The organism is Alcanivorax sp., assembly GCF_002733835.1.
Taxonomy (GTDB): domain Bacteria; phylum Pseudomonadota; class Gammaproteobacteria; order Pseudomonadales; family Alcanivoracaceae; genus Alcanivorax.
This window is the reverse complement of the sequence record NZ_NVWY01000014.1, coordinates 44,710-67,643: the sequence shown is the minus strand read 5'-3', so window position 1 is coordinate 67,643 and position 22,934 is coordinate 44,710. Positions and strand designations below refer to the sequence as shown.

General features: G+C 58.3%; 23 protein-coding genes. 17 read left to right on the top strand and 6 right to left on the bottom strand.

Annotated elements, in window-relative coordinates; translation table 11 throughout:
- Positions 1-2: 2 nt before the first annotated feature.
- Positions 3-89 carry an AraC family transcriptional regulator gene (locus COA55_RS08830; RefSeq protein ID WP_290501605.1) on the top strand — a complete coding sequence of 29 codons (87 nt, stop codon included), beginning with the start codon at positions 3-5 and terminating at the stop codon, positions 87-89.
- Positions 90-476: 387 nt separating this feature from the next.
- Positions 477-902: a tetratricopeptide repeat protein gene (locus tag COA55_RS08825; protein ID WP_290501601.1), complete on the top strand. Its 426-nt coding sequence runs from the start codon at positions 477-479 to the stop codon at positions 900-902.
- A 5-nt stretch (positions 903-907) separates the two neighbouring features.
- On the opposite strand, the gene COA55_RS08820 is transcribed toward COA55_RS08825, so the two are convergent.
- From COA55_RS08820 to COA55_RS08810, 3 genes are all read right to left on the bottom strand, one after another.
- A complete protein-coding gene (locus COA55_RS08820) occupies positions 908-1,309 on the bottom strand; it encodes a GFA family protein (RefSeq protein ID WP_290501600.1) in 402 nt (133 codons plus the stop codon).
- A 61-nt stretch (positions 1,310-1,370) separates the two neighbouring features.
- Complete coding sequence (locus COA55_RS08815) at positions 1,371-1,748, bottom strand: hypothetical protein (RefSeq protein WP_290501599.1); 378 nt, start codon at positions 1,746-1,748, stop codon at positions 1,371-1,373.
- Between the two features lie 13 nt (positions 1,749-1,761).
- Entirely contained in the window at positions 1,762-2,355 is a 594-nt protein-coding gene (locus COA55_RS08810) for an NAD(P)H-dependent oxidoreductase (protein ID WP_290501598.1), read from the bottom strand.
- Between the two features lie 131 nt (positions 2,356-2,486).
- Between COA55_RS08810 and COA55_RS08805 the strand changes: the two genes are divergently transcribed.
- Positions 2,487-2,846: a helix-turn-helix domain-containing protein gene (locus COA55_RS08805; RefSeq protein WP_246972331.1), complete on the top strand. Its 360-nt coding sequence runs from the start codon at positions 2,487-2,489 to the stop codon at positions 2,844-2,846.
- A 610-nt stretch (positions 2,847-3,456) separates the two neighbouring features.
- Positions 3,457-4,209 (top strand): hypothetical protein, encoded by a 753-nt coding sequence (locus COA55_RS08800; RefSeq protein ID WP_290501595.1) that lies wholly within the window; start codon positions 3,457-3,459, stop codon positions 4,207-4,209.
- A gap of 6 nt (positions 4,210-4,215) precedes the next feature.
- On the opposite strand, the gene polA is transcribed toward COA55_RS08800, so the two are convergent.
- Positions 4,216-6,978: a DNA polymerase I gene (polA, locus tag COA55_RS08795; protein ID WP_290501593.1), complete on the bottom strand. Its 2,763-nt coding sequence runs from the start codon at positions 6,976-6,978 to the stop codon at positions 4,216-4,218.
- 506 nt (positions 6,979-7,484) lie between these two features.
- Here polA and COA55_RS08790 point away from each other — a divergent pair.
- The 6 genes from COA55_RS08790 (at position 7,485) to COA55_RS08765 (ending at position 13,268) form a co-directional block, all read left to right on the top strand.
- Positions 7,485-10,283 (top strand): monovalent cation/H+ antiporter subunit A, encoded by a 2,799-nt coding sequence (locus COA55_RS08790; RefSeq protein WP_290501591.1) that lies wholly within the window; start codon positions 7,485-7,487, stop codon positions 10,281-10,283.
- Positions 10,283-10,621: a Na+/H+ antiporter subunit C gene (locus COA55_RS08785; protein WP_063521631.1), complete on the top strand. Its 339-nt coding sequence runs from the start codon at positions 10,283-10,285 to the stop codon at positions 10,619-10,621. Before COA55_RS08790 ends, COA55_RS08785 begins: the two co-directional genes overlap by 1 nt.
- On the top strand, positions 10,618-12,099 hold the full coding sequence (locus COA55_RS08780; protein WP_290501589.1) for a monovalent cation/H+ antiporter subunit D: 1,482 nt from the start codon (positions 10,618-10,620) through the stop codon (positions 12,097-12,099). The genes COA55_RS08785 and COA55_RS08780 overlap by 4 nt, the downstream gene beginning before the upstream one ends.
- Entirely contained in the window at positions 12,096-12,590 is a 495-nt protein-coding gene (locus tag COA55_RS08775; protein WP_290501574.1) for a Na+/H+ antiporter subunit E, read from the top strand. Before COA55_RS08780 ends, COA55_RS08775 begins: the two co-directional genes overlap by 4 nt.
- Positions 12,584-12,853, top strand: coding sequence for a K+/H+ antiporter subunit F (locus COA55_RS08770; protein WP_063521628.1), 270 nt, complete (start codon positions 12,584-12,586; stop codon positions 12,851-12,853). The genes COA55_RS08775 and COA55_RS08770 overlap by 7 nt, the downstream gene beginning before the upstream one ends.
- Before the next feature lie 82 nt (positions 12,854-12,935).
- On the top strand, positions 12,936-13,268 hold the full coding sequence (locus tag COA55_RS08765) for a Na+/H+ antiporter subunit G (RefSeq protein ID WP_039927428.1): 333 nt from the start codon (positions 12,936-12,938) through the stop codon (positions 13,266-13,268).
- Between the two features lie 734 nt (positions 13,269-14,002).
- Here the strand turns inward: COA55_RS08765 and yihA are convergent.
- On the bottom strand, positions 14,003-14,647 hold the full coding sequence (yihA, locus tag COA55_RS08760; protein ID WP_063521626.1) for a ribosome biogenesis GTP-binding protein YihA/YsxC: 645 nt from the start codon (positions 14,645-14,647) through the stop codon (positions 14,003-14,005).
- A 373-nt stretch (positions 14,648-15,020) separates the two neighbouring features.
- On the opposite strand from yihA, the gene COA55_RS08755 reads away from it, so the two are divergent.
- From COA55_RS08755 to COA55_RS08735, 5 genes are all read left to right on the top strand, one after another.
- A complete protein-coding gene (locus tag COA55_RS08755) occupies positions 15,021-15,314 on the top strand; it encodes a c-type cytochrome (RefSeq protein ID WP_290501571.1) in 294 nt (97 codons plus the stop codon).
- Positions 15,315-15,337: 23 nt separating this feature from the next.
- Entirely contained in the window at positions 15,338-15,991 is a 654-nt protein-coding gene (locus COA55_RS08750; RefSeq protein WP_155131565.1) for a c-type cytochrome, read from the top strand.
- Positions 15,992-16,156: 165 nt separating this feature from the next.
- A complete protein-coding gene (locus tag COA55_RS08745; RefSeq protein ID WP_290493541.1) occupies positions 16,157-16,792 on the top strand; it encodes a thiol:disulfide interchange protein DsbA/DsbL in 636 nt (211 codons plus the stop codon).
- Between the two features lie 3 nt (positions 16,793-16,795).
- The gene (locus COA55_RS08740; RefSeq protein WP_290501569.1) at positions 16,796-17,695 is read left to right on the top strand and encodes an endonuclease/exonuclease/phosphatase family protein; all 900 of its coding nucleotides are present in this window, start codon (positions 16,796-16,798) and stop codon (positions 17,693-17,695) included.
- Positions 17,696-17,879: 184 nt separating this feature from the next.
- Positions 17,880-18,413, top strand: a complete 534-nt coding sequence (locus tag COA55_RS08735) for an NUDIX domain-containing protein (RefSeq protein ID WP_290501567.1) — start codon at positions 17,880-17,882, stop codon at positions 18,411-18,413.
- Here COA55_RS08735 and COA55_RS08730 read toward each other — a convergent pair.
- Entirely contained in the window at positions 18,352-19,539 is a 1,188-nt protein-coding gene (locus COA55_RS08730) for a helix-turn-helix transcriptional regulator (RefSeq protein WP_290501565.1), read from the bottom strand. The genes COA55_RS08735 and COA55_RS08730 overlap by 62 nt on opposite strands.
- Before the next feature lie 106 nt (positions 19,540-19,645).
- Between COA55_RS08730 and COA55_RS08725 the strand changes: the two genes are divergently transcribed.
- Together COA55_RS08725 and COA55_RS08720 are read left to right on the top strand one after the other, a co-directional pair.
- On the top strand, positions 19,646-20,407 hold the full coding sequence (locus tag COA55_RS08725; protein WP_290501563.1) for an alpha/beta hydrolase: 762 nt from the start codon (positions 19,646-19,648) through the stop codon (positions 20,405-20,407).
- Between the two features lie 297 nt (positions 20,408-20,704).
- Entirely contained in the window at positions 20,705-22,900 is a 2,196-nt protein-coding gene (locus COA55_RS08720; protein ID WP_290501561.1) for a hypothetical protein, read from the top strand.
- Positions 22,901-22,934 lie beyond the last annotated feature (34 nt).

Genomic DNA, 22,934 nt, shown 5'->3' with positions numbered 1-22,934 from the left:
TGCTGGGCTTTGCCGAGCAGAGCTCGTTTAACCGGGCATTTAAACAGTGGGTGGGGGTGTCGCCGGGGGCGTGGCGGGAAGGGCAGTAACGCACCCGGAGATCCTGCAGAGGCTTATTTCCACTCCTGGATTCGTAGGGCGGAAATTTCCGAAAGGAAATCTCCGCCGTTGCAGGCCTGTGTTTTTGTAGGAGTGGTCGTTCGACCACGAAGAGGCGTTCGCCTCAGAATCGCGGTGGAACCACTGCTCCTACAGTGGGCATAGGGTTTACGGGAAGGCCTGTCCGCATCCTATTTCTGATATGGTAAGTGCCATTCAGACCCGACCCCGGTTCCCTATGCTATCTGGTCTTGAGCGGCGATTTGATTTGCAATAGCAGAAAAGAATGGGATTCCCATGTCAGAGGATATCTTGCGTCGCTGGATAAATGCGTAAGTGCACTCGAATTCCCGCTTATTTACTTTGATGGATAGATAATGATTAACACCAAGTTATACAAGGCCGTTTACAGCCTGGCTGAAAAGCTGATGGAGGCGGACCGAAAAGGTAACAAGACGGAGTTTGATTCTCTGTATGGCCAGCTCAAAGCCATTTGCACGGATAACGAAAACACCGATAAAGACTATCCCGAGCAATGGGAAACGCTGGCCGACTTCACCGAGGATTTCGATGCGGCGCTGGCGCTGTATGAAAAAGCCATGGGTAAGGCGCAGGCGATCAATGCCAAAGATCATCTTTCCTCCATCGGTTTGTCCATGGCCAGGCTGCAGGCAGAACTGGGGCAAACCCAGGCGGCGATCAGCAGCCTTGAGGCGGCAAAGGTGAACGCGAACAAGCTGGAAGACAAAGAGCTGAAAGCAGAAATCGATGCGTTGCTTGAGCGGTTGGTGGAGAGACCGTAAAGAGATCATCGTTTGGGTAAGGTGTCGTCGATGTCCACCGTCCGCCGATCATAGAAAAAGTGCGCATTGGGTTGGCAGCTCTCCGGCAGGGTGTCGTGGTGGGTTTTCCGGTACAGCCATTGTGAAACGATCTTCCAGCCCATGGCATTGGTGTTGTAGAGCACCTCGCCACAATGCCGGCAGAAGGCGCGGGTCATGTTGCTGGTGGGGGACTGGAATACGCTGAGTGCGTCAGCGCCTTTGCTGATATTGACCAGGTCGCCGTCCCAGGCCAGCACGGAATGGTAGGGCACCTGTAGCAGGTTGCGGCAATCTTCGCAGTGGCAGTGGGCATGCACTCTGGGGCTGCCGTTCAGGGTGATGACCACCTCACCACAATCACAATGCACCTGATGCTGTTCTGTCATGGTGTGCTCCTTTTCGTTGCGACGATGGCGGGCCCGATGGCCCGCCTACCGGTATTCGTGTTCAGGGTTTCGCTTCCACAATAATGGCCATCACCGGCTCGCTGCCCGTATTGGTCACCTGGTGCGTCCAGGCCTGATGCCACATCACATGGCCGTCGGGTACGGTCACGTCCATGGCTTCGCCGCCGGGCAGACTGATGCGCAGAGAGCCGCCTTGCTGGAAATACACGGTCTCATCGCGGTGGTCATGGAGGCGGTCGGATTCACCCGGTTCCAACACCATCTCCAGTACCAGCACCTGATCGTTCTCCAACAGTACCCGGTACTGGTCGGGGGAAGTCACATGGGCAGAGCGGTGATCCTGCTGGCTGGCGGTGGCACAGGCGCTCAGGTTCAGGGCCATGCCCAGTAGCACAATGGCAATCGCAGAGGTCTTCATCAGGGGCACTCCTTCAGACGGTCGGGAACTGGGTGTCGAGATGCTGCTGGAAACGCACAAAGTCGTTCTCCACCTGGGCATTCTTCATCACGTCGAAGCAGGCAAAGGTGTCCAGTGGTGTCATGCCGAAGAAGCGGAAGTTCATGTGCATGGGGAACAGCAGGTCGTCCACGCCCTTGCCCTGGAACAGGTATTCCTGCGGATCATCAAAGGCTTCTTCGGGGGCGTTGAAGGTCAGCGAGAGCATGTAGCGCTTGCCGTTCAACGTGCCGCCGGCACCGTAGTTGGCCTTGGGCGCGGCTTCAGTGCGGCCATCGCCGTTGCACAGCGCCCCGCCCATGCCGGCGGTGTACACCTCGTCCATGTATTTCTTGAACACCCACGGCACCCCCATCCAGTTCACCGGGGTCTGCAGCAGGATCGCATCGGCCCACTGGTGATTGGCCAGCTCCTGCTCCACGTCCCAGCCCTTGTCCACCTCCACAATGCGGGTCTGGTGGCCATTGGCCTGGAGCTGTTCGCTGGCCCGTTGCACCAGCGAGGCGTTGAGCCTGCCCTCGGCAAAGGGGTAAGGATGGTGGGCGTTGATAATCAGGATCTTGCTCATTGGGCTCTCCATGAAACAGTAAAGGGGCAGCGGCGGATGGTTACCAATCTATTTCAGGTGTACTATTTACACCTTGTGACGCGGATCAATTAGTATCCTTTTGGAAACCTGGTGAAAACGGCGGTGAGAAAATGAAAAGTCGCATCGAAACAGACGGTTATGGCCGAAAAAAAGTCATCGATGCCTGCATGGAGCCCTGCGCCATTGAGCGGGGGATGCGCATTATTGGCGGCAAGTGGACCGGTTCGCTGATCTACCACCTCAAGGATGGCCCGGTACGCTTCAATGATCTGAACCGCATGCTCGGCGGCGCCACCAAAAAGATGATCGACCAGCGCCTCAAGGAACTGGAAGCCCGCGGCATGGTGCTCCGCACCGTTATCAACGACCGCCCCATTGCCGTGACCTATGAACTCACCGAGCTGGGACGCAGTGCGCTGGATATCCTGGAGGATTTGCGGCTGTGGTCGGAGAAGTATGATATTCGGTAGGGTGGGGGTTGGTGCGTACCCCTTAATTTAACCCTTTACCCGTTATTTGCCCAAGTTGAGCCATTCGTCCCGGTTATGTTGAGTTATGTCACGCTGCAGTGCATACAGCTTGTTGTCTTCTGCGGTAAGTGGTAGAAGAGATGCATGGTTATCCACATGTTTTCAACAGGGGCTGTACTTTGGGCTGTGCCAGAGGTAGAATCTCGGCCCCAATCCGATCTTGACTAAGTTTTTAGGGTTATGGCCAAGGCCATAGTCCTTTTTGTGCGGACTACCATTTCAAGGATGGTTACTAGTCCAGATGGATTAGGATAATAAGGGACGGGTGATGGAAATGAATTACAGAAATGTCGACTCTGCTACTTTTTGGTCTAAAGACTTGGAAGAGATCGAGTCTGCGTTCTTGAAAGTGAAAGTTACAGATCTGTCTGTGGGTCTTGATTCTCGCGTTCCAAGCCAAGGCAGTGTCATATTGGATAGAACGGTGAATGTTGATGCCGAGGTTCAGAAACCTTCATTTCTGAAGCGAATCTTTATTCGCTGATAATAAGTCTGTTTTGAGAAAGGGGTCATTTAATGGCCCCTTTTTTGTTTTCATGGAAGAGTTGTTGTGAGTGATGATACCGATAAGCTATTTGCTTTATTTTCCTCAAAAGAAGAATTGCTAGAGGCTGCGCAGCAAACAGCTGCCTCGGTTGATGAGAAGTTTGCCCGTTCGTTAAAGCTATACTTTATAGCTAGATATTTCGTGGCGGTTTATGAAAGTCGCTACAGCGAGATTCCAATACAAGTTTGGAATGAATATCGAAATGCCCTTGATCATTTCTTTCGTGATATGACGGACGGGGATGCTGGGGGGCATCTTGTGAAGATGGAAGGACATCTTCAGAGGGCTGCGCTGGATGTGCTTAAGCTGATTAGTCATAAATCCAAGGATAATGTGGAAGCGGCGGTCAAGAGGATTGACAATGATGCATCCGGTCTTGTGGATAATGGTGATTTTCTGCCAAAGATTAAAGCGGAATATCGATCTTCGGTAAGCTTGTTTGAGAAAGCGAAAACAATAGATATCAGGCTGGGTGAAGATGCAAAAACTAATGATGAAGTCCTGTCCCATTATCTAGATGCGGCATTTAGCTTTGACAGCATATCAGCGTTGATTTACTCCAAAGAAGGCGACATAGATAAAGCACTCAATAAATACCGGAGTATTCACCAGAAGGGTGAGGTGGGAGGGCTTTGCCACCATTTGAAGGCGCATGCAGTTTGGTATGTAATCTATCTGCCCTTGGTTTTTGTGGGGGGGTGGGTGAAAGATAACTGGTCTATTTGGCTGGAAGCTGCGTTACAGCATTTTCAATAGAGGCGCTCAATGCGCCTCATCCCAATTCTCCCCAATCCCCGCATCCACAATCAACGGCACCTTCAGTTCCGCCGCTGACTCCATGCGTTCCTTAACCTCTTTCACCAGATCCTCCACCTGATCCTCCGCCACTTCAAACACCAGTTCATCGTGTACCTGCATGATCATCTTGGCATCAAAGTCGGTGGTGTCGAGCCAGTCGTGGACCTTGATCATGGCCATCTTGATGATGTCCGCCGCGGTGCCTTGCATGGGGGCGTTGATGGCGGTGCGTTCGGCGGCCTGGCGGCGTTGGCCGTTGCTGCTGCGGATTTCCGGCAGGTAGAGGCGGCGGCCGAACAGGGTTTCCACGTAGCCTTGCTCGGAGGCCTGGGCGCGGGTTTCTTCCATGTAGCGTTTTACGCCCGGGTAGCGTTCGAAGTAGAGGTCGATGTAGTCCTGGGCTTCCTTGCGCGGCAGGCCCAGTTGCTTGGCCAGGCCGAAGGCGCTCATGCCGTAGATCAGGCCGAAGTTGATGGCCTTGGCGTTGCGGCGGTCGTTGTCGCTGACTTCTTCCAGGGTCTTGCCCCACACTTCCGCGGCGGTGGCGCGGTGAATATCCAGGCCTTTTTCAAACGCATCGGTGAGGCCCTTGTCGCCGGACAGGTGCGCCATGATGCGCAGTTCGATCTGGGAATAGTCACAGGCGACGATCTTGCGCCCTTTGGGGGCGAGGAAGGCCTGGCGGATCTTGCGGCCTTCTTCACTGCGCACCGGAATGTTCTGCAGGTTCGGATCACTGGAGGACAGACGCCCGGTGGCGGCCACCGCCTGGTGGTAGGAGGTGTGCACGCGGCCGGTGCGCTGGTTGATCAGCTCCGGCAGTTTGTCGGTGTAGGTGTTCTTCAGTTTGGCTACGCCACGGTAATCCATGATCACCTGGGGCAGGGGGTATTCCAGGGCAAGTTCCTGCAGCACCGCTTCGGCGGTGGACGGCGCGCCCTTTGGCGTCTTTTTGATGACCGGGATGTCCAGTTTTTCGTAGAGGATTTCGCCCAGCTGTTTGGGGCTGGCCAGGTTGAATTCCTGCCCGGCGATCTCAAACGCCTTCTCCTGCAGTTCCACCATGCGCTTGGCCAGGAACTGGCTCTGGTGCTTGAGCAGGGTGGCATCCACATAGGTGCCGTTGCGTTCGATGCGGCTGAGCACGGTGACCAGCGGCAGTTCGATGTCGCGGAACACGTCTGGCAGGCGGCCTTCGGCTTCCAGTTTGGGCCACAGGGTCTGGTGCAGGCGCAGGGTCACGTCCGCGTCTTCGGCGGCGTAGCGGCTGGCTTCGTGCAGGCCCACCTGGTTGAAGGTGAGCTGCTTGGCGCCCTTGCCGGCGATCTCTTCAAAACTGATGGTCTTGCGGCCCAGGTACTTGAGCGCCAGGGAGTCCATGTCGTGGCGGGTGGCCACGGAATCCAGCACGTAGGATTCCAGCATGGTGTCGTAGGCCACACCGCGCAGGGTGATGCCCACATCTTCGGCCAGCACGCTCATGTCGTACTTCAGGTTCTGGCCGATCTTCTTGATGTTGTCGTCTTCCAGCAGCGGTTTGAGCTTGTCCATCACCCGTTGCTTGGGCAGCTGATCCGGGGCGCCCGGGTAGTTGTGGCTGAAGGGAATATAGGCGGCCTTGTCGTCCACGGCCACGGAGACGCCCACCAGTTGGGCGTCCATGTAGTTGAGGCTGGTGGTTTCGGTGTCGAAGGCGAATTCACCGGCGGCTTTGAGCTTGTCGAGCCATTTGTCGAGCATGGCCTCACTGTAGACGATGTCGTAGGCGTCGCGGCTGAAGCCGGCGCTGGGGCCGTCGTCCTCGGCCAGTTCCACCGTTGCGCCGGCGCTTTCGGCCACCGGGTCCTTGCCGCCCAGCAGTTCACTGAGCCAGCCCTTGAATTCCAGTTGGCGGTAGTACTCGGCCAGTTTTTCCGCGTCCGGAGTCTGCAGTTTCAGGTCGTCCTGGTCTTCGCTGAGTTCGCAGTCGAGCTTGATGGTGGCCAGTTTGTAGGAGAGGAAGGCCTGCTCCTTGTGGGCTTCCAGTTTCTTGCCCAGGGTCTTGGCGCCGCGGAAACTGAGCTCGGCCACCTTGTCCAGGTTCTGGTAGATGGTTTCCAGCGAGCCCAGGCCCTGGATCAGGCCCAGGGCGGTCTTCTCGCCCACGCCGGGGACACCGGGGATGTTGTCCACCTTGTCGCCCATGAGGGCGAGGAAGTCGATAATCAGTTCCGGGCCCACGCCGAACTTCTTGATCACGCCGTCGATGTCGTAGAGGGCGTCGTTCATGGTGTTGATCAGGGTGACCTTGTCGTTGACCAGCTGGGCCATGTCCTTGTCACCGGTGGAGATCAGCACCGGTTTGCCCTGCTCGCCGAAGATGCTTGCAAAGGTGCCGATCACGTCGTCCGCTTCCACGCCTTCTTCAATGATCAGCGGCAGGCCCATGGCGCGGATCAGGTCGTGCAGAGGTTGTACCTGTTCGCGCAGGTCGTCGGGCATGGGCGGGCGGTTGGATTTGTATTGCTCGAACAGTTCGTCGCGGAAGGTCTTGCCCTTGGCGTCGAAAATCACCGCCATGTATTCCGGCTCGTAGTCCTTCATCAGCTTGCGCAGCATGGCCGCTACCCCGCGCACCGCCCCGGTGGGTTGGCCGCTGGAGGTGGTGAGCGGCGGCAGGGCGTGAAAGGCGCGGTACAGGTAGGAGGAGCCATCGACGAGGATGATGGGTTTTTCGGCTGCGGACATGGTGTTCGGCTTCTGCTGATGAGTGAGTGGGGAGAGTGTAGCGGAAATGGCGGGATTCGGCAGGGCGGGGGGTAATTGTAGGAGCACCGCTTGAGGTGCGAACCCGGTGAGGGGCAACGTAAACCGGCGGCGGTGGGTGATGCTGGCCGGCGGTGCCGTATTATTTGGGCCTGTGCGGGTGGACGGCAAGAGTGCCGCCTCGCTGGCGCTCGGTTCGCACCTCAAGAGGTGTTCCTACAGGTGCTTGTTGTCCAGGTTTTCGTTTCTCGAAACTCGTTACTCGCGTCTGGTTCGTCACCGCTTCTCCATGGCATACTCGGGCTTCCTTTCTTTTGATACGGATGCCATGACCGCTTCTCTGGTCCAGCCTTGTTGCATCACCCTGTCCCAGTGCCCGCGCCGGGGGCGGCGTCCGTATTTTCCTGATCCGCCGTTGTCTTTCTGGTTCAGCCTGTTCAAGCTAACGGGCGGGTTGCCGCCCTTGTGACAATGACAACGGATTGACTATGAATCTTGCCTTTGTGGTGATGTTGCCCTTTCTGGGTGCGTTTCTGCCACCATTGGTGGAACGCGTGACGGGGAACCGCACCTTGCTGGCCTGCGGGGCGGCGGCGTTGCCGGCCCTGGCGCTGGCACTGCTTTTTAACCCGGCTCGCCAGGTGTTTGCCGGGGAAACCCTGCACAGCACCCTGCGCTGGATTCCCTCGCTGGATCTGTCGCTGGCCTTCCGCCTGGATGGCCTGGCACTGCTGTTTGCCCTGCTGGTGCTGGGCATCGGCCTGCTGGTGATTCTCTACGCCCGCTATTACCTCTCCGCCAAGGAGAAAGCCGGGCGCTTCTATGCCTATCTGTTGCTCTTCATGGGCGCCATGCTCGGGGTGGTCACCAGTGACAACCTGCTGCTGTTGGTGGTGTTCTGGGAGCTCACCAGCCTCAGTTCCTTCCTGCTGATCGGCTTCTGGGGACACCAGACCGGGGCGCGCAAGGGCGCGCGCATGGCCATGACCGTGACCGGTATGGGCGGCCTGGCCCTGCTGGCCGGTGTGCTGCTGATGGGCAATGTGGTGGGGTCCTTCAGCCTGCAGACGGTACTGGAAAGCGGCGATGTGATCCGCGCCAGCAGCTGGTACCCGGTGATCCTGTGTCTGGTGCTGCTGGGAGTGTTCACCAAGAGCGCCCAGTTCCCGTTCCATTTCTGGCTGCCCCACGCCATGGCCGCACCCACGCCGGTGAGTGCCTACCTGCACTCTGCCACCATGGTGAAGGCGGGGGTGTTCCTGCTGGCGCGGCTATACCCGGCCCTGGCCGGCACCGACCTGTGGTTCATGCTGGTGTCCCTGGCCGGGATGATGACGCTGTTGTGGGCGGCCTTTGTGGCCCTGTTCCAGCATGACCTGAAGGGCCTGCTGGCCTATTCCACTATCAGCCACCTGGGGCTGATTACCCTGTTGTTCGGTTTGAACAGCGAGATGGCCGCCGTGGCGGCGGTGTTCCATATCATCAACCACGCCACCTTCAAGGCCAGCCTGTTTATGGCGGCGGGGATTATTGATCACGAAACCGGTACCCGGGACATGCGTCGTATTAACGGCCTGTGGAAGTACATGCCTTATACGGCAGTGCTGGCCATGGTGGCGTCGGCGGCCATGGCCGGGGTGCCGTTGCTTAATGGCTTCCTGTCCAAGGAAATGTTCTTTACCGAGACTTTGCAGTCTGAACAGCTGGGCGCACTGAGCTGGTTGCTGCCCCTGGGTGCCACCCTGGGCGGGGTGTTCTCGGTGGCCTATTCGGCGCGTTTTATCCATGACGTGTTTTTTAATGGCGAGCCGGTAAACCTGCCCAAGTACCCGCCCCATGAGCCGCCGCGCTACATGAAGGTGCCGGTGGAAATTCTGGTGGCGCTGTGTGTGGCGGTGGGCGTGTTTCCGGCGATCACCGTGGCGGGCCTGCTGGCGGTGGCGGCGGCTGCCACGCTGGGCGGCGACTTGCCGGAATACCACCTGGCGATCTGGCATGGTTTTAATTTGCCGCTGGTGATGAGTTTTATTGCCCTGTTCGGTGGCATCTTTATCTATTCCCAGCGTCGCCGCTTGTTTGACCTGTGGGCGCGCTTGCCCGAGGTGGATGCCAAACTGGTGTTCGAAGGGCGAATTCAGCAGCTGGGGCGGGTGGCCAGTGCCATTACCGGGCGGCTGCAGAACGGGTCGCTACAGAGTTATGTGGCCTGGGCGGTCACGCTGGTGGCGGTGATTCTGCTTACCCAGATGTGGCATCTGCCGGCGCTGAGCCTGGATGTGGGCATGTTGCCTATGGATGGGGTGGCGATCTTGTGTACCGCCATGTTGGTGGCGGCGGCCCTGCTGACCACGTTCCTGCACCGCCACCGGATGACGTCGATCATGTCGTTGAGTGTAGTGGGGTTGATGGTGTCACTGCTGTTTGTGCGCTTCTCGGCGCCGGATCTGGCGCTGACCCAGTTATCGGTGGAGGTGGTCACCATGCTGCTGCTAATGCTGGCCATGTACTTCCTGCCGGTGCGTACCCAGGTGGAATCGTCGTCGGTGCGGGTGTTGCGCGATGTGCTGCTGGCGCTTGTTGTGGGCGCCGGTGTGGCGGTGCTGGCCTTCCTGGTGATGACCGGGGAAACCACAACCATCAGCCAGTTCTTTATGGATAACAGCAAGTCTGGTGGTGGCGGCACCAATGTGGTCAACGTGATTCTGGTCGATTTCCGGGGCTTCGATACCTTCGGGGAAATCACCGTGCTGGGCGTTGCCGCCATGGGTATTTATGCGCTGCTCAAGGATCTGAACCTGGCATCGGCCAAGTACGACTCGCTGGGGCGCCCCTGGGCTGCGGATGCGCATCCGCTGGTGTTGGTGACCATTTCCCGGCCCTTGTTGCCGCTGGCGCTGCTGATTGCGGTGTATATTTTCCTGCGCGGGCACAATCTGCCCGGTGGCGGCTTCGTGGCCGGGTTGATCACGTCGGTGGCGCTGGTGCTGCAGTATGTGGCATCCGGGGTGGGGTGGGTGCATAGCCGCATGCCCGGGGACTACCACCCGGTGGTGGCCATGGGCGTGTTGTTGGCCGGGCTGACCGGGGTGGGAAGCTGGGTCTTTGATTACCCGTTCCTGACCAGTTCCTTTACTTATGTGTCTCTGCCGGTGATCGGTAAATTTGAATTGGCCACGGCCATGCTGTTCGACACCGGGGTGTTCCTCACTGTGGTGGGGGCAACGCTGCTGATGCTGGCCAACCTGGGCAAGCTGTCGCTGCTGGATGACAAGAGGGAGAACGCCTGATGGAACTGCTGGTCGCAATCATTATTGGTGTGCTGGTGGCCTCCGGGGTGTACCTGTGCCTGCGTGCACGGACTTTCCCGGTGGTCATGGGCCTGACGCTGCTGAGTTATGGCGTGAATGTGTTCCTGTTCGCCATGGGCGGGCTGAAAATAAATCAGGTGGCGGTGGTTGGCATGAGTCCGGACCCCACCGATCCGCTACCCCAGGCGCTGGTGCTGACTGCCATCGTGATTGGTTTCGCGATGACCGCGTTCCTGGTGGTGCTGGCCCTGCGTAGCCAGGGCGAGCTGCATAACGACCATGTGGATGGCAAACCGGATGACGGAGGCCGTTCATGAACCACTGGATTATCGCGCCGGTATTGATACCGGCTCTGGCGGGCATGTTGCTGCTGCTGGAGGTGCGTGAGCGGCATCGGTTGCGACGGCTCACCGGCTTGTTGTCCTGCGCGGCGATGTTGGCGGTGGCTGTTTTTCTGGGCGATCAGGCCTGGGGTGGGGAGATCACCGTCTATGCGCTGGGTAACTGGCAGGCGCCGTTCGGCATTGTGCTGGTGCTGGACAAGCTCAGTGCCTTGATGGTGTTGCTGACCGCAGTGCTGGCGTTTCCCGCGCTGTTATACGCCAGCTGCGGCGATGACCGCAAAGGCGCCAACTTCCATGCCCTGTTCCAGTTCCAGCTGATGGGCGTCAATGGCGCCTTCCTCACCGGCGACCTGTTCAACCTGTTTGTGTTTTTCGAGGTGCTGCTGATTGCGTCTTATGGCCTGGCGCTGCACGGGCGTGGCCCGGAGCGGGTGAAGGCGGGGCTGCACTATGTGGTGCTTAACCTGGTGGGGTCAGCCCTGTTCCTGGTTGCCCTGGGGCTGGTGTACGGCACCACCGGGACGCTCAACATGGCGGACTTTGCCGTGAAAGCCCAAGCGCTTACGGGGACCGATGCAACCTTGTTGAAAGTGGCAGTGTTGATGCTGTGGGTGGTGTTCGGGCTCAAGGCGGCCATGTTCCCGCTGTACTTCTGGTTGCCCGCTGCCTATGCCAGCGCCACTGCTGGGGTGGCGGCGCTCTTCGCGATCATGACCAAGGTGGGCTTCTACGCCATGGTGCGGGTGTATGCCCTGGCGTTTGCCGATGGCCCCTTTGCCGGGCTGGGGCAGCAAGCGTTGTGGTGGCTGGCGCTGGTGACACTGGGGTTGGCCTGTATCGGTGTGCTGGGTGCGAAGCGGTTGGGAACGCTGGTGTCCTATCTGGTGGTGATGTCGGTGGGCACCTTGGTGGCCGCACTGGCCTTCGGTCAGCTGCAGGCATTGGGGCCGGCGCTGTACTACCTGCTGCATTCCACCCTGATTTGTGGCGGCTTGTTCCTGCTTACTGATCTGATTGCCCGCGGCCGTGGCGAGGTGGCGGATTGCCTGCAGATCGGCCCGGCGATTCTTAATGGCGGCCGGCTGTCGCTGTTGTTCTTTGTGGCCGCCATTGCCGTGGTGGGGCTGCCGCCGCTGTCCGGGTTTGTGGGCAAGGTGGCGTTGTTACGCAGCGTGCCAGACCCGACCTACTGGGTGCTGCTGTTGATCGCCGGGTTGTGTGGCCTGGTTGCCTTGAGCCGGGCTGGTTCCACCCTGTTCTGGCGCACCACCGGCGAGGGCAGCGGCCTGCGGCCGGCTCGCCGGCACCTGTTGTCCGTGGTGGGGCTGCTGTTGCTGAGCCCGCTGATGGCAGTGTATGCGGAGCCCTTGCTGCAGTTGACCGCGGCAGTGGCGGAGCAGCTGCGTAACCCGGACCTGTATCTGTCTGCGGTATTGGGAGGTGGCGCATGACGCTGTTATATCGGGTGTTGCCGTATCCCAGTCTGAGCCTGATTTTGTGGTTTACCTGGATGTTGCTGAGTGGTTTCACGGCGGGCCATGCTGTGCTGGGCGCTATTCTGGCGGTGTTGTTGCCGCTGGGGACCCGGCCGTTCTGGCCGAATGTGCCGCGCATTCGTAACCTGCCACGGCTGCTCGGGTTTGTGGTGGTGGTGCTGTATGACATTGTGGTGGCCAACGTGTCTGTGGCGATCAAGGTGCTGGGGCCATTGCGTTCCATTCGCCCGGGCTTTGTGGAATTGCCGCTGGAGCTGGAAGACGACTTTGCCATTGCCTTGCTCGCCAGCACCGTCTCCCTGACCCCGGGTACCGTGTCGGCGGACGTGAGCCCGGACCGCAAGACATTGTTGGTGCATGCGCTGGATGTGGATGATGCGGCGGCGCTGGTGGCGGAGATCAAGCAGCGCTACGAGCGGCCGCTAAAGGAGATTTTCGAATGCTAGAGACGGCTATTTCCATTGCATTGGCACTGATTACCCTGGCCTGGGTATTAAACCTGTACCGGCTGGTCATCGGCCCGTCGCTACCGGACCGGGTGCTGGCGTTGGACACCATGTACATCAACAGCATTGCGTTGATTGTGGTGTACGGCATCCAGGTGGACAGCAAGCTCTATTTTGAAGCGGCCATGCTGATCGCGCTGATCGGCTTTGTCAGCACCGTGGCGGTGGCGAAGTACGTCACCCGCGGGGATATTATTGAATGAACGCCGGATGCCCGAGGCCTGACGCTGGACGCAGTGAATTTGCGTCGGGCATTGGGCCTCAAGCGTCAGGCGCGGAGCGATTATGGATTCTCTGATTGAATGGCTGGTGTCAGCCAGTGTGATTATTGGTGGCGTGTTTGCGTTGGTGGGATCCATTGGGTTGGCACGGTTGCCGGATTTCTATACCCGGCTGCACGGCCCCACCAAGGCCACCACCCTGGGCGTAGGTGGCACCATCGTGGCGTCGTTGCTGTTTTTTTCCTGGCAGGAACGCGGGCTGCAGCTGCATGAGGTGCTGATTACCCTGTTCCTGTTTATCACCGCGCCGGTGTCTGCGCATATGCTGGCCAAGGCTGCCATGCACCGGCAGCTGAAGCGGATGAAAGGCACGCGGGGAGAGCCGTGGAAGCAGTAAGGAAGCGGCGAGCTTCTAGCTGCCAGGCTCCTGCGGAGGGCTGTTGGACTCGATCGTAAAATTTGTAAAAGATAAAACCGCCTGGAACTTTCCGAAAAAAGCGGCGGTCCTAATCAATAGCTACGGATTGGCACCCCCGATCCCCCAGTACCCTCGCTGATCCGTAGTCTTTTGGAGTCCCTGATTTCTCCCCCGAAATCAGGGCGGCAAGCCTCCCTGGCAGCACAGTCGTTCCCTTCCCCCAAGATTGCTGCCAGGGATTTTTTTTGCGCGGCATTTCTGCCGGCCACAGGTTATTCGGCCTGTTGGTTAAAGAATAAGCAAGCCCCATGCCAGTTTTGCCTTTGCGCCAATTACCCGTTATTGATCAGTGAGATATCCGTTTTATACGAGGGTGCGAACGTATTGTGTCTGCTGAGGGGTAGGACGGGTGTGCCGTAACGCGCCAGTTTTGTGACGCAGATCGACAGCTGGGAAGAAAAATACTTTCGGGGGCTGGAACTTTTTCCAGAAAAGGGCACTCTCACTACATAGCGACGGATTGGAACCCCGATCCCCCAGTACCCTCACCGATCCGTCGCTGTATAACCCTGGTTTTTTCCCCCAAAGAGGCCAGGGTGGCAAGCCTCCCCGGCAGCGCAATCGTTCCCTTCCCCCAAGATTGCTGCCGGGGATTTTTTTGTCTGTAGAAAAGTCGGACGTCCGAAGTCGGAGGTCTGACGCTAAAAGGTGGCCTAGTCGTCCGGCGTCTGACGTTCGACGTCTGTCCCTATCTCCAGCCATTCCCCCAACTTGTCCCAGGCTTCGTCACAGCCGGTGCCATTGGTAGCCGAAAATAGTTGCAATGACAGCGGTGCCGGATGCTCCTTGAGGTGCTTTTTCACTTGCAGCAGGGTGGACTTGGCGGCGCCGAACTTCAGCTTGTCTGCCTTGGTCATGAGGATGTGGATAGGCATGTTGGCCTGGGCTGACCATTCCAGCATCAGCAGGTCGAAGTCCTTGAGGGGGTGGCGGATGTCCATCATCAATACCAGGCCCACCAGTGCCTGGCGCTCGGAGAGATAATGATCCAGGTGTTCCTGCCACTCATTGCGCTTGGACTTGGAGACTTTGGCATAGCCGTAACCGGGCAGGTCCACCAGGCGCCGTTCTTCGTCCAGCTGGAAGAAATTCAATAGCTGGGTTCGGCCCGGCGTTTTAGAGGTGCGAGCCAGGGTGCGTTGCCCGGTGAGCCGGTTGATAGCGCTGGATTTACCGGCGTTGGAGCGCCCGGCAAAGGCCACTTCCAGCCCTTCATCGGGTGGGCATTGGTCCAGGCGCTGGGCGCTTTGCAGGAACAGGGCCTGGTGGAGCATTTTTTCCATGGGGTGCATGGGCATAGCAAAGGGCCTTTGGGTCGGGTCAGGGGGGCTATTCTTGCTGTCTCGCCTGCGGCTGGCAATGGATACCCACAGGCAAGTGAAAATGAAGGGCCGCAGAGTGCGCCGTAAATGGCCAATCCGCACGTTCGAGTCGACCTTTCTGCCCGTTCTGATGCGGCGAGGGGGTGACTTGGCTTGTCTATACCCCTACCCTTCACATGGAATATGACGGCGCCCACCGGACTGGTATATAATCCCGCCCGCTTGTTCCTTAACGGCATATTTAACGGTATGTAGCGGTGTGTTAAGGGCAGCCGACGTTCTACAACGGTTTGCCTGCAACGGCAAACGGACTTCGCCAGCGGCGACGCCAGCATAGAAGAGGTAGGGTATGAAGGGTTTTGTAGCAGGTCTTGCAATGGTTCTGGTGACGGGGGCTGCCAATGCAGCAACTGTAGAAGAACGCTACAACAGCAGCTGTACATTCTGTCATGCCTCCGGTGCAGCTGGAGCGCCGATTTCCCATGATGAAGCCGCCTGGAAGCCACACCTGGATAAAGGTATGGATACGCTGGTGAAACACGTCAAGGAAGGGTTCAACGCCATGCCGCCAAAAGGCATGTGCAACGACTGTAGCGACGAAGAATACCGTGCTCTGATTGAGTACATGTCCAAAAGCAAATAAGACGCTGTACTGAAGGATAGGCCATGAAGTTTTTCAAACTGTTCGTGCTGATGGCTGCTGCCGTGGCAGCCACCCAGGCCATGGCGGCCGGTGATGCTGAGGCAGGCAAAGCAAAAGCCGCCCCCTGCGCCGCGTGTCACGGTCAGGATGGTAACAAGACTCTTACCGGGACGTACCCGAAACTGGCTGGCCAGGGGGAAGAGTACCTGGTTAAGCAGCTGGAAAATTTCAAGTCCGGCACCCGTGAAAACGCCGTCATGCAAGGCCAGGTGGCCGGCATGAGTGAGCAGGATATGCAGGACGTGGCGGCCTTCTACGCCAGCCTGACACCGGAAGCCGGGCAGGCCAGCGCTGACTGGGTGGAGCAGGGTGAAAAGCTCTACCGTGGTGGCGACATGGCCAACGGCATTCCGGCCTGTTCCGGTTGCCATGGCCCCGCAGGCCAGGGTATTGACGCGGCCAAGTATCCGCATCTGGCCGGCCAGAACGCCCAATACCTGGAAGATCAGCTGAAGGCTTTCCGTGCGGCAGGTCGTAACGATCTGGGCGACGGCATCATCAAGCGCACCAACGACTCGGATAATGATGCGCCGGGCATGATGCAGACGGTGGCGGCGAAAATGACCGATACCCAGATCAAGGCCGTAGCAAGCTTCATTTCCGGGCTGTCCAAATAAGGCGGTTCGGTTACGGTTTGTAGAAAAGGCAGCCTGCGGGCTGCCTTTTTTATGGCCAACATGAAAAGATATGGCTCTGATTGAGTGCCGATTGCACTCACCAGGGAGAAAAATGCCGCCCCGGTTGTCACAGTGGGCGCAAACCAACAAGAAAGGAGAGGATGCATGTTTCGCATTGTGACGGCTTTGCTGCTGAGCCTGGGGCTGGCGACCGGAGTTGCTGCCGCTGAAGACCACACCCGTTTTGCGGTTGATACCCACTACAAGATTCTGGACGTGCCGGGTTCTGTGGATGACCCCAGCAAGGTGGAAGTGCGGGAATTCTTTTCCTATGCCTGCCCGCACTGCTATTCCCTGGAGCCCTCCGTTGACGAGTGGCTGAAAACCAAACCGGATTACATCGACTACGTGCGCACCCCGGTGCTGTTTTTGCGTAATGCTGAGCCGCTGGCCCGCGCCTATTATGTAGAAGAAGCCCTGGGCCTGGTCGATGAAATCCACGGTCCGCTGTTCGATGCGATCCACAAACACCGTGAGCCGCTGTTCAATGAGCCAGCGCTGGCCAATTTCTTCCGCAAATACGATGTGGCGCCTGAGAAGTTCAACAAGCTGTACGGTTCCTTCGGTGTGTCCACCAAGATTCGTCAGGCCGACGCACTGACCAAGGCGTACCAGATCCCCGGGGTGCCGAACTTCGTGGTGAACGGCAAATACCTGGTGCTGCGCCAGAACCTGAAGAGCGATAAAGAGCTGTTCGCCGTGATCGAGTACCTGGCGAACAAGGAAAAGAAAGGCGGCTGATGAATGCTGCTTGATCGCGCAAGACTTGCCTATCGTGACTGGAAAGCCCGCCCTGCGGGCTTTTCCTTCGCAAGGGAGGGGGTAAGGAAAACCCGTCAGACACGGGAAGTGTTGCTCCCTGACACGGTGAAGCTGATGAGCTTCAATATCCAGGCGGGTATCGGCAGCCAGAAATTCGGTGATTACATTACCGGGAGCTGGAAGCATCTGGTGGCGCATCCGCGCAGCGTGGAAACCATCGAACAGATTGCCGAGGTACTAAGCCACTTCGACGTGGTAGGTCTGCAGGAAGTCGATGGCGGAAGCCTGCGTTCGCGCAACATGAACCAGCTGGTCCACCTGGCCTCCATGGCGGATTTTCCCTTCTGGCACCAGCAGTTGAACCGCAATCTTGGCCGCCTTGGCCAGTTCAGTAATGGCTTTCTCAGTCGCCACCAACCGTTTGAAATCACCGATCACCGTTTGCCCGGCTTGCCCGGTCGCGGCGCCATCGTGATCAAGTACGGTCACCCGATTCAGCCGTTGGTTGTGGTCGTGGCGCACCTGGCGTTGGGTGAGAAGGTGCGCAATACCCAGTTGTCCTACCTGGCCCGTTTGCTGGCGGACTATAAGTACGTGGTGATGATGGGCGATTTCAATTGTCGCCTGGATCATCTGGACAATTCGCCGCTGGCAGCCCTGGGCTTGCAGACGGTGCAGGCGGATAACCTCAATACCTATCCCAGCTGGGCCCCGGATCGTCATATCGACCACATCCTGTTGTCGCCGGAGTTGGAGAGTCGCCACACCCGTGTGCTCGCCGACTGCCTGCTGTCGGACCATCTGCCTTTGGCCACGGAAATCATTGTGCCGGACGACGTGATTTCGGCGACCATGGAGCACAGGCTGCCTTTGATCAGTTAATAATTAATAGTTAATAGCTGCGCGTTAAGGCGTACTCATTTCTTCGCGGTGAGAGGCCGCGAACAGGCTTGAGCGAGGGCATCATTGGCGGAAAACCCTTAATTTTGATCGCGCATTATTAATTATTAACTATTCATTATTAATTCGACCCACCGCCGTCATATTTACGAGGCAAGCTGCCTTCATGACCACCACCCGCTACCTCATCGCAACGCTACTTCTCCTGCCCGCCATGGCCCTGGCGGATTGCCCCCGCGTGCCCGGTCAGGAAGATGACCGGCGGGCCAATGCCGGCTGCCTGATCGTTCGTGATCAGCAGGTGTTGCTGATCAGCCATCGCTGGGGTGGAAAGCTGGGTGTACCCGGTGGAACCCTGGAGCCAGGGGAGTTGGCCCAGTGCACGGCGTATCGGGAAACCCTTGAAGAGAGCGGTGTGCGGGTTGTAGTGGGCGAGCGTTTGCAGGTGATGAAAAACGGCTTTCACTTGTATCGCTGCCACCTGCAACAACCCGTGGATAGCGGTGGGCCAGTGGATGTGCCTCGCTCGGGACTGGCCGAAGTCTCGGCTATTGATTGGTATCCGTTATCGTCACTCAGCAAGGCGCGTTGGCGTTTCGAATACCAGTTTGAACAATTTTTGCAGGTGGCAGCTGAGGCTATGCAGAGCGAGACAGCAAGAGCTCAGGGCTTCGCCAGTGACGAGCCGCCGGAGAAGTGAGAATTTCCTTGGCTAGCTCACTTTGCCGGGTGGTTCCGGTTTTGTTGAAGGCACTCTTTAGCTGAGTGCGCACGGTATGGACGGATAATTGATAGGTGTCCGCTACCTGTTGTGGTCCCAGTCCACGGCTGATGCCGGCGGCAACACGGGATTCCGCTTCAGAAAGCCCGTACAGCTGCATCAGGCACTCCAGATCCACATAGACTTCCGTGCGAGGGTCCTGAAAATAGAGGATGGCCAGCGGCTGGCGGGTGTCACTGTAGTGCTGCGATAGCGGGTTGCCGCGAAGCGGGCTGACCAGGCAACGGATTCGCTGATCATTGGGCAGTGCCAGGGTGATGAGCCCGCCCGGGCCATTATCGGGTCGGGTGATGTCCCGCAGCAGGCGCATCAGTTCACCTTGCTGGCGTGGATCGAGCAGAGTGAGGCGATTATCGCTGATGTTGGCCATGGGCAGCTCGGCGATCAGGCCGGCGGCTTCGCTGGAAATATGGATAACCGTGCCAGCCTGGGTGAGCAGTGCAAAGGGCTGGGCCTGAATCTCCAGAGTTTGTTCCAGCGCCATGCGGGTGTGATCCAGTGCGTTCACCTGGGTTTGCAGTCGCAGGGCGCGGCGCACGTGCATGACCAGTTCATTGATCTGATCGGTTTCGTCGCGCTGGTAATGGCCCTGGCCGCGAGCCCGCTGGATGAGGAGCTGAACGGTCTGGTGCTCATCCTGCCAGACGGTGCCGCAGACCCCGTGATGGATATCCTGGCGGGATGCCCAGTCGTTAAAGAATTCGGTTTGGTAAAACTGCTTCTGGGGGCAGGAAAAATCCAGATAGGAAGAGTAAAGCTGGCCGGGAGCCTTGCGCTTCAGTTCCGGGCGCCAAGGGCAGGTATTCACAAAATGGGAGACGTAGGCCTGATGATCCGTGTCGTCGATGTTGCGTTTGATACTGGATTTGACGGATTCGGCGGAACGGTCCATCACCAGCATTCTGGCTGAGCGAGACCCGGTCGCCTCAATCAGCTGATCGAGAAACCTGGGCCAGGCATCCGGATTGCACGGCGCATCGTAGAGCGTGTCCAGCAAGGACTCGTGTGCCTTCCCCTGCAATCCATTGAGCGCAGAAGCTGTCATGATGATCTTGTCGTCCCCCTCAGTACCCCCTAAGGTACCTAATTGATATCAAAATTAGAACCTGTACACATTTTGGGTGTGACGGAATAGCGTGAGGAGCGTGAGAATGGGGGAGTCGCAATGGCCGTTAGCGAACGGTCAGACCTTGCCGGTTACCCAGGCTGGCAGTGGCGAGCAGGCGGTGGTGCTGATTCACGGCTGGACCTGTCAGCGTAGTCATTGGCGGGCTTTGCTGGCGAATCCGCCGGAAGGCGTGACGCTGTATGCCGTGGATTTGCCCGGGCATGGTGAGGCGCGGGATGTGAATGTTTCGCCCTGGGCGGTAAGTGCGTTGGCAGAGGCGTTAGTGACGGCCCTGGAAGGGTTGGATGCTCCGGTGCTTGTCGGGCATTCCATGGGCGGAGCCGTGGCACTGGAACTGGCTCGCCGTAAAACCGTGAAGGCGGTGGTGCTGGTGGACACCTTTGTCATTCCCTACGGGGATCTGGATGAGGACAGTGCCAAGGGAATTGAAAGCGCGTTCTATGCGGATTTCCCGGCGGCGATTGCAAATCTGGTGGCCAACAATGCCGGCCCCGATATGCCGGCAGACAAGAAGGCCGCGTTGGCGAAAGACATGGCGTCCGCACCTGCTGAAGCCATGCTGCCACTCTGGTCGGATTTGCTGCGCTGGACTCCTGCTGCTGCCTTTTCGGAACTTCGTTGCCCCATACATGCCATCAATGGCGATCTGGTCGGGGATGCTGCCAAAGCCCGTTGCGCGGGCCATGTTTCCGAGTGGCTGCAACCCGGCACCTGGCATTTCCCGCAAATGGAACAGCCGGAAATCTTTGCAGATGTGTTTGCCAAGGTATTGGAGCAGATCTGATCTCTGCCCTGCCGGTGTTGGCCGGCAGGGCTTTCCTTCCTTTTGTTTGATTTCCTCTCTCTGCGACCGCTGGTCTTGTTTATTCGTCCGTTGAGGTTTTCCTTTCGATCCGGATTGAGCTGGGTGGCTGCCGAAAACGTGTAGAAAAAACGAAAAATAACGATCCCGGTGACGATCCCTTGTTGCCGTTTCCCAAGTTGATTCCTGGATATACCCCATATGGGCGATGCGGGATGAATTGCCGATCCTCTAGGTTAATAACGAATCCAAAAACCGGGGTGATCGGAGATAACACTCATGAAGGGAACGTTCAGAATCGCCAGTCTGGCGGTGGCGGTCGCCATTGCTGGATGTGGGGGCGGTGGCGGTAGTAGTGGCGGGGGAAAAGCCCCGCAGCCTGCTGCCAAAAGCGCAGTCAGTGGGGCAGTGACCAAAGGGCCGGTGGCCGGGGCAGAGCTGTATCTCTACCAGATGGGGGCAGATGGCAAGGCAATGGGTGACGCAGTGGCAGGGCCGATCCAGACCGGTGCCGATGGCTCCTGGTCCGTGCAATTGGCCAATTCCATTCCGCGTCCGCTGTTGATCGAATCCAGCGGCGGAACCTACACCGATGAAGCCACTGGCGAGACGGTGAATGCGGGTAGCCTCAACTCCTTCCTGCCCGAGGGCGCATCAACCGCTGCAGTAACACCGCTAAGTGAGCTGCTGGTGCGCTCCACCCGTGAGCATCTGGCAAACACTCCCGGAGCCTCCATCGAAGAAGGTATCGATGCCGGTGTTGGGGTGCTGGATGACGTACTGGGTGTGACATTTGACCCGTTGACCACTGTGCCCAGCACCACGGGTGATGATTCGGCTGCCAAGCAGTACGCGGCGGTGCTGGGCGGCCTCTCCAAGCAGGCACATACCATTAGTTCCGGTACGGATGCGTTTGATACCGTCATGGCCCTGATTGAAGATGCCAGTGACGGCGTGGTGGATGGCAAGAAGGATGGCGTAGACATCTCCATCGGAGAGGCGGAAGGCCCCTTGCCGGTAACCAGTGGTGATGATCTGGTGGCCGCCATCAACAGCTATGCCTCCAGCAACGATGAGCTCAATGAGTTCACCAGCTTCACGGTAACTGCCAGCACAGACGGCAACGGCAGCGTGTCGCCGTCGTCGGTGTCCTTGCTGGCTGGTGCCCGCGCCAATTTCGATATCACACCGGATACCGGTTACAGCATTGCCGGTACCAGTGGTTGTGACGGTACCCTTGATGGCGCGACCTTCACCACGGATGAGCTGTCAGCGGCTTGCGAGCTGTCGGTATCCTTCGAGATCAACAGCTATGAAGTGACTGTGACTAACGTCCCAGGAGGCCAGGTCCTGCCTGCATCGGCGCAGGTGGACCATGGCAGCACCGCCCAGTTCGAGGTGACACCGGACACGGGTTGGACGCTGCTCTCGGTCGACGGCTGCGACGGCACCCTGGACGGCACCACCTACACCACCGGGCCGATTACCGAAGCCTGCACCCTCTCTCCGAGCTATGCGCAGAACCAGTATGACGTCACCACCAGCGTAGAAGCAGGCGAAGGCAGCATGACGCCGGAGAGCCAGGGGGTGTTGCATGGTGAGACTGGCACGCTGACGGTGACCCCGGTGTTCGGCTTTGAGCTGTCTGCAGTCCCGACCGGGGACGCCTGCGAAGTGGCACCAACGGGCAACCCGGGTGAGTACACTGTGGGTCCGGTCACCTCTGCCTGTAACGTGACAGCCAGCTTCAGCCTGATGAGCTACACCGTCACCCCTTCTGTAAGCGGTAACGGCTCAGTGTCTCCTGCCGGAGCGGTGACAGTGCAGCACAATAGTGCTACCGCGTTCACCTTGTTCCCGAATGCAGGCCACCAGGCCAACGTTAGTGGCTGTGACGGTAGTCGGGTGGATGATGTCTTCACCACCGCAGGCATTACCGGTGACTGCACCGTGTTGGTCGAATTCGAACCAATTCTCTACCAAGTAACCACCGAAGCGGATCACGGCAGCTTTACACCGGCCAATCCTGAAGTGGCATACGGCGAAACCCAGGGATTTACGGTGACGGCGGATGAAGGCTATGAGGTGTCCGAGATCTCTGGGTGTGGCGGTACACAGGATGGCAACACCTTCACCACCGGCATCATCACTGCGGAATGTGATGTCACTGCTACCTTTGCGATCGAGACCTACACCCTTACCGCCAGCGTCGACGGTGGCAACGGCATGATCGGTCCGAACCTGGTTGAGAATGTGGAGCATGGCAGCACCGAAACCTTCACCGTGACCGCGGACGAAGGCTATGTAATCAACACTGCTTCCGGTTGTGGTGGCTCGATGACGGATGCAACCACCTACACCACTGATGCAATCACCGAAGACTGCGCAATTAGCGTGAGTTTCGAGGAAGAAGGCACCGGTACGACCGCTGCCGTCTGGAATGATTTCAACTGGGATGAAGCCAACTGGCAGTGAGGCCGTTGGTAAAAGCACAAAACCTAATGAGGGT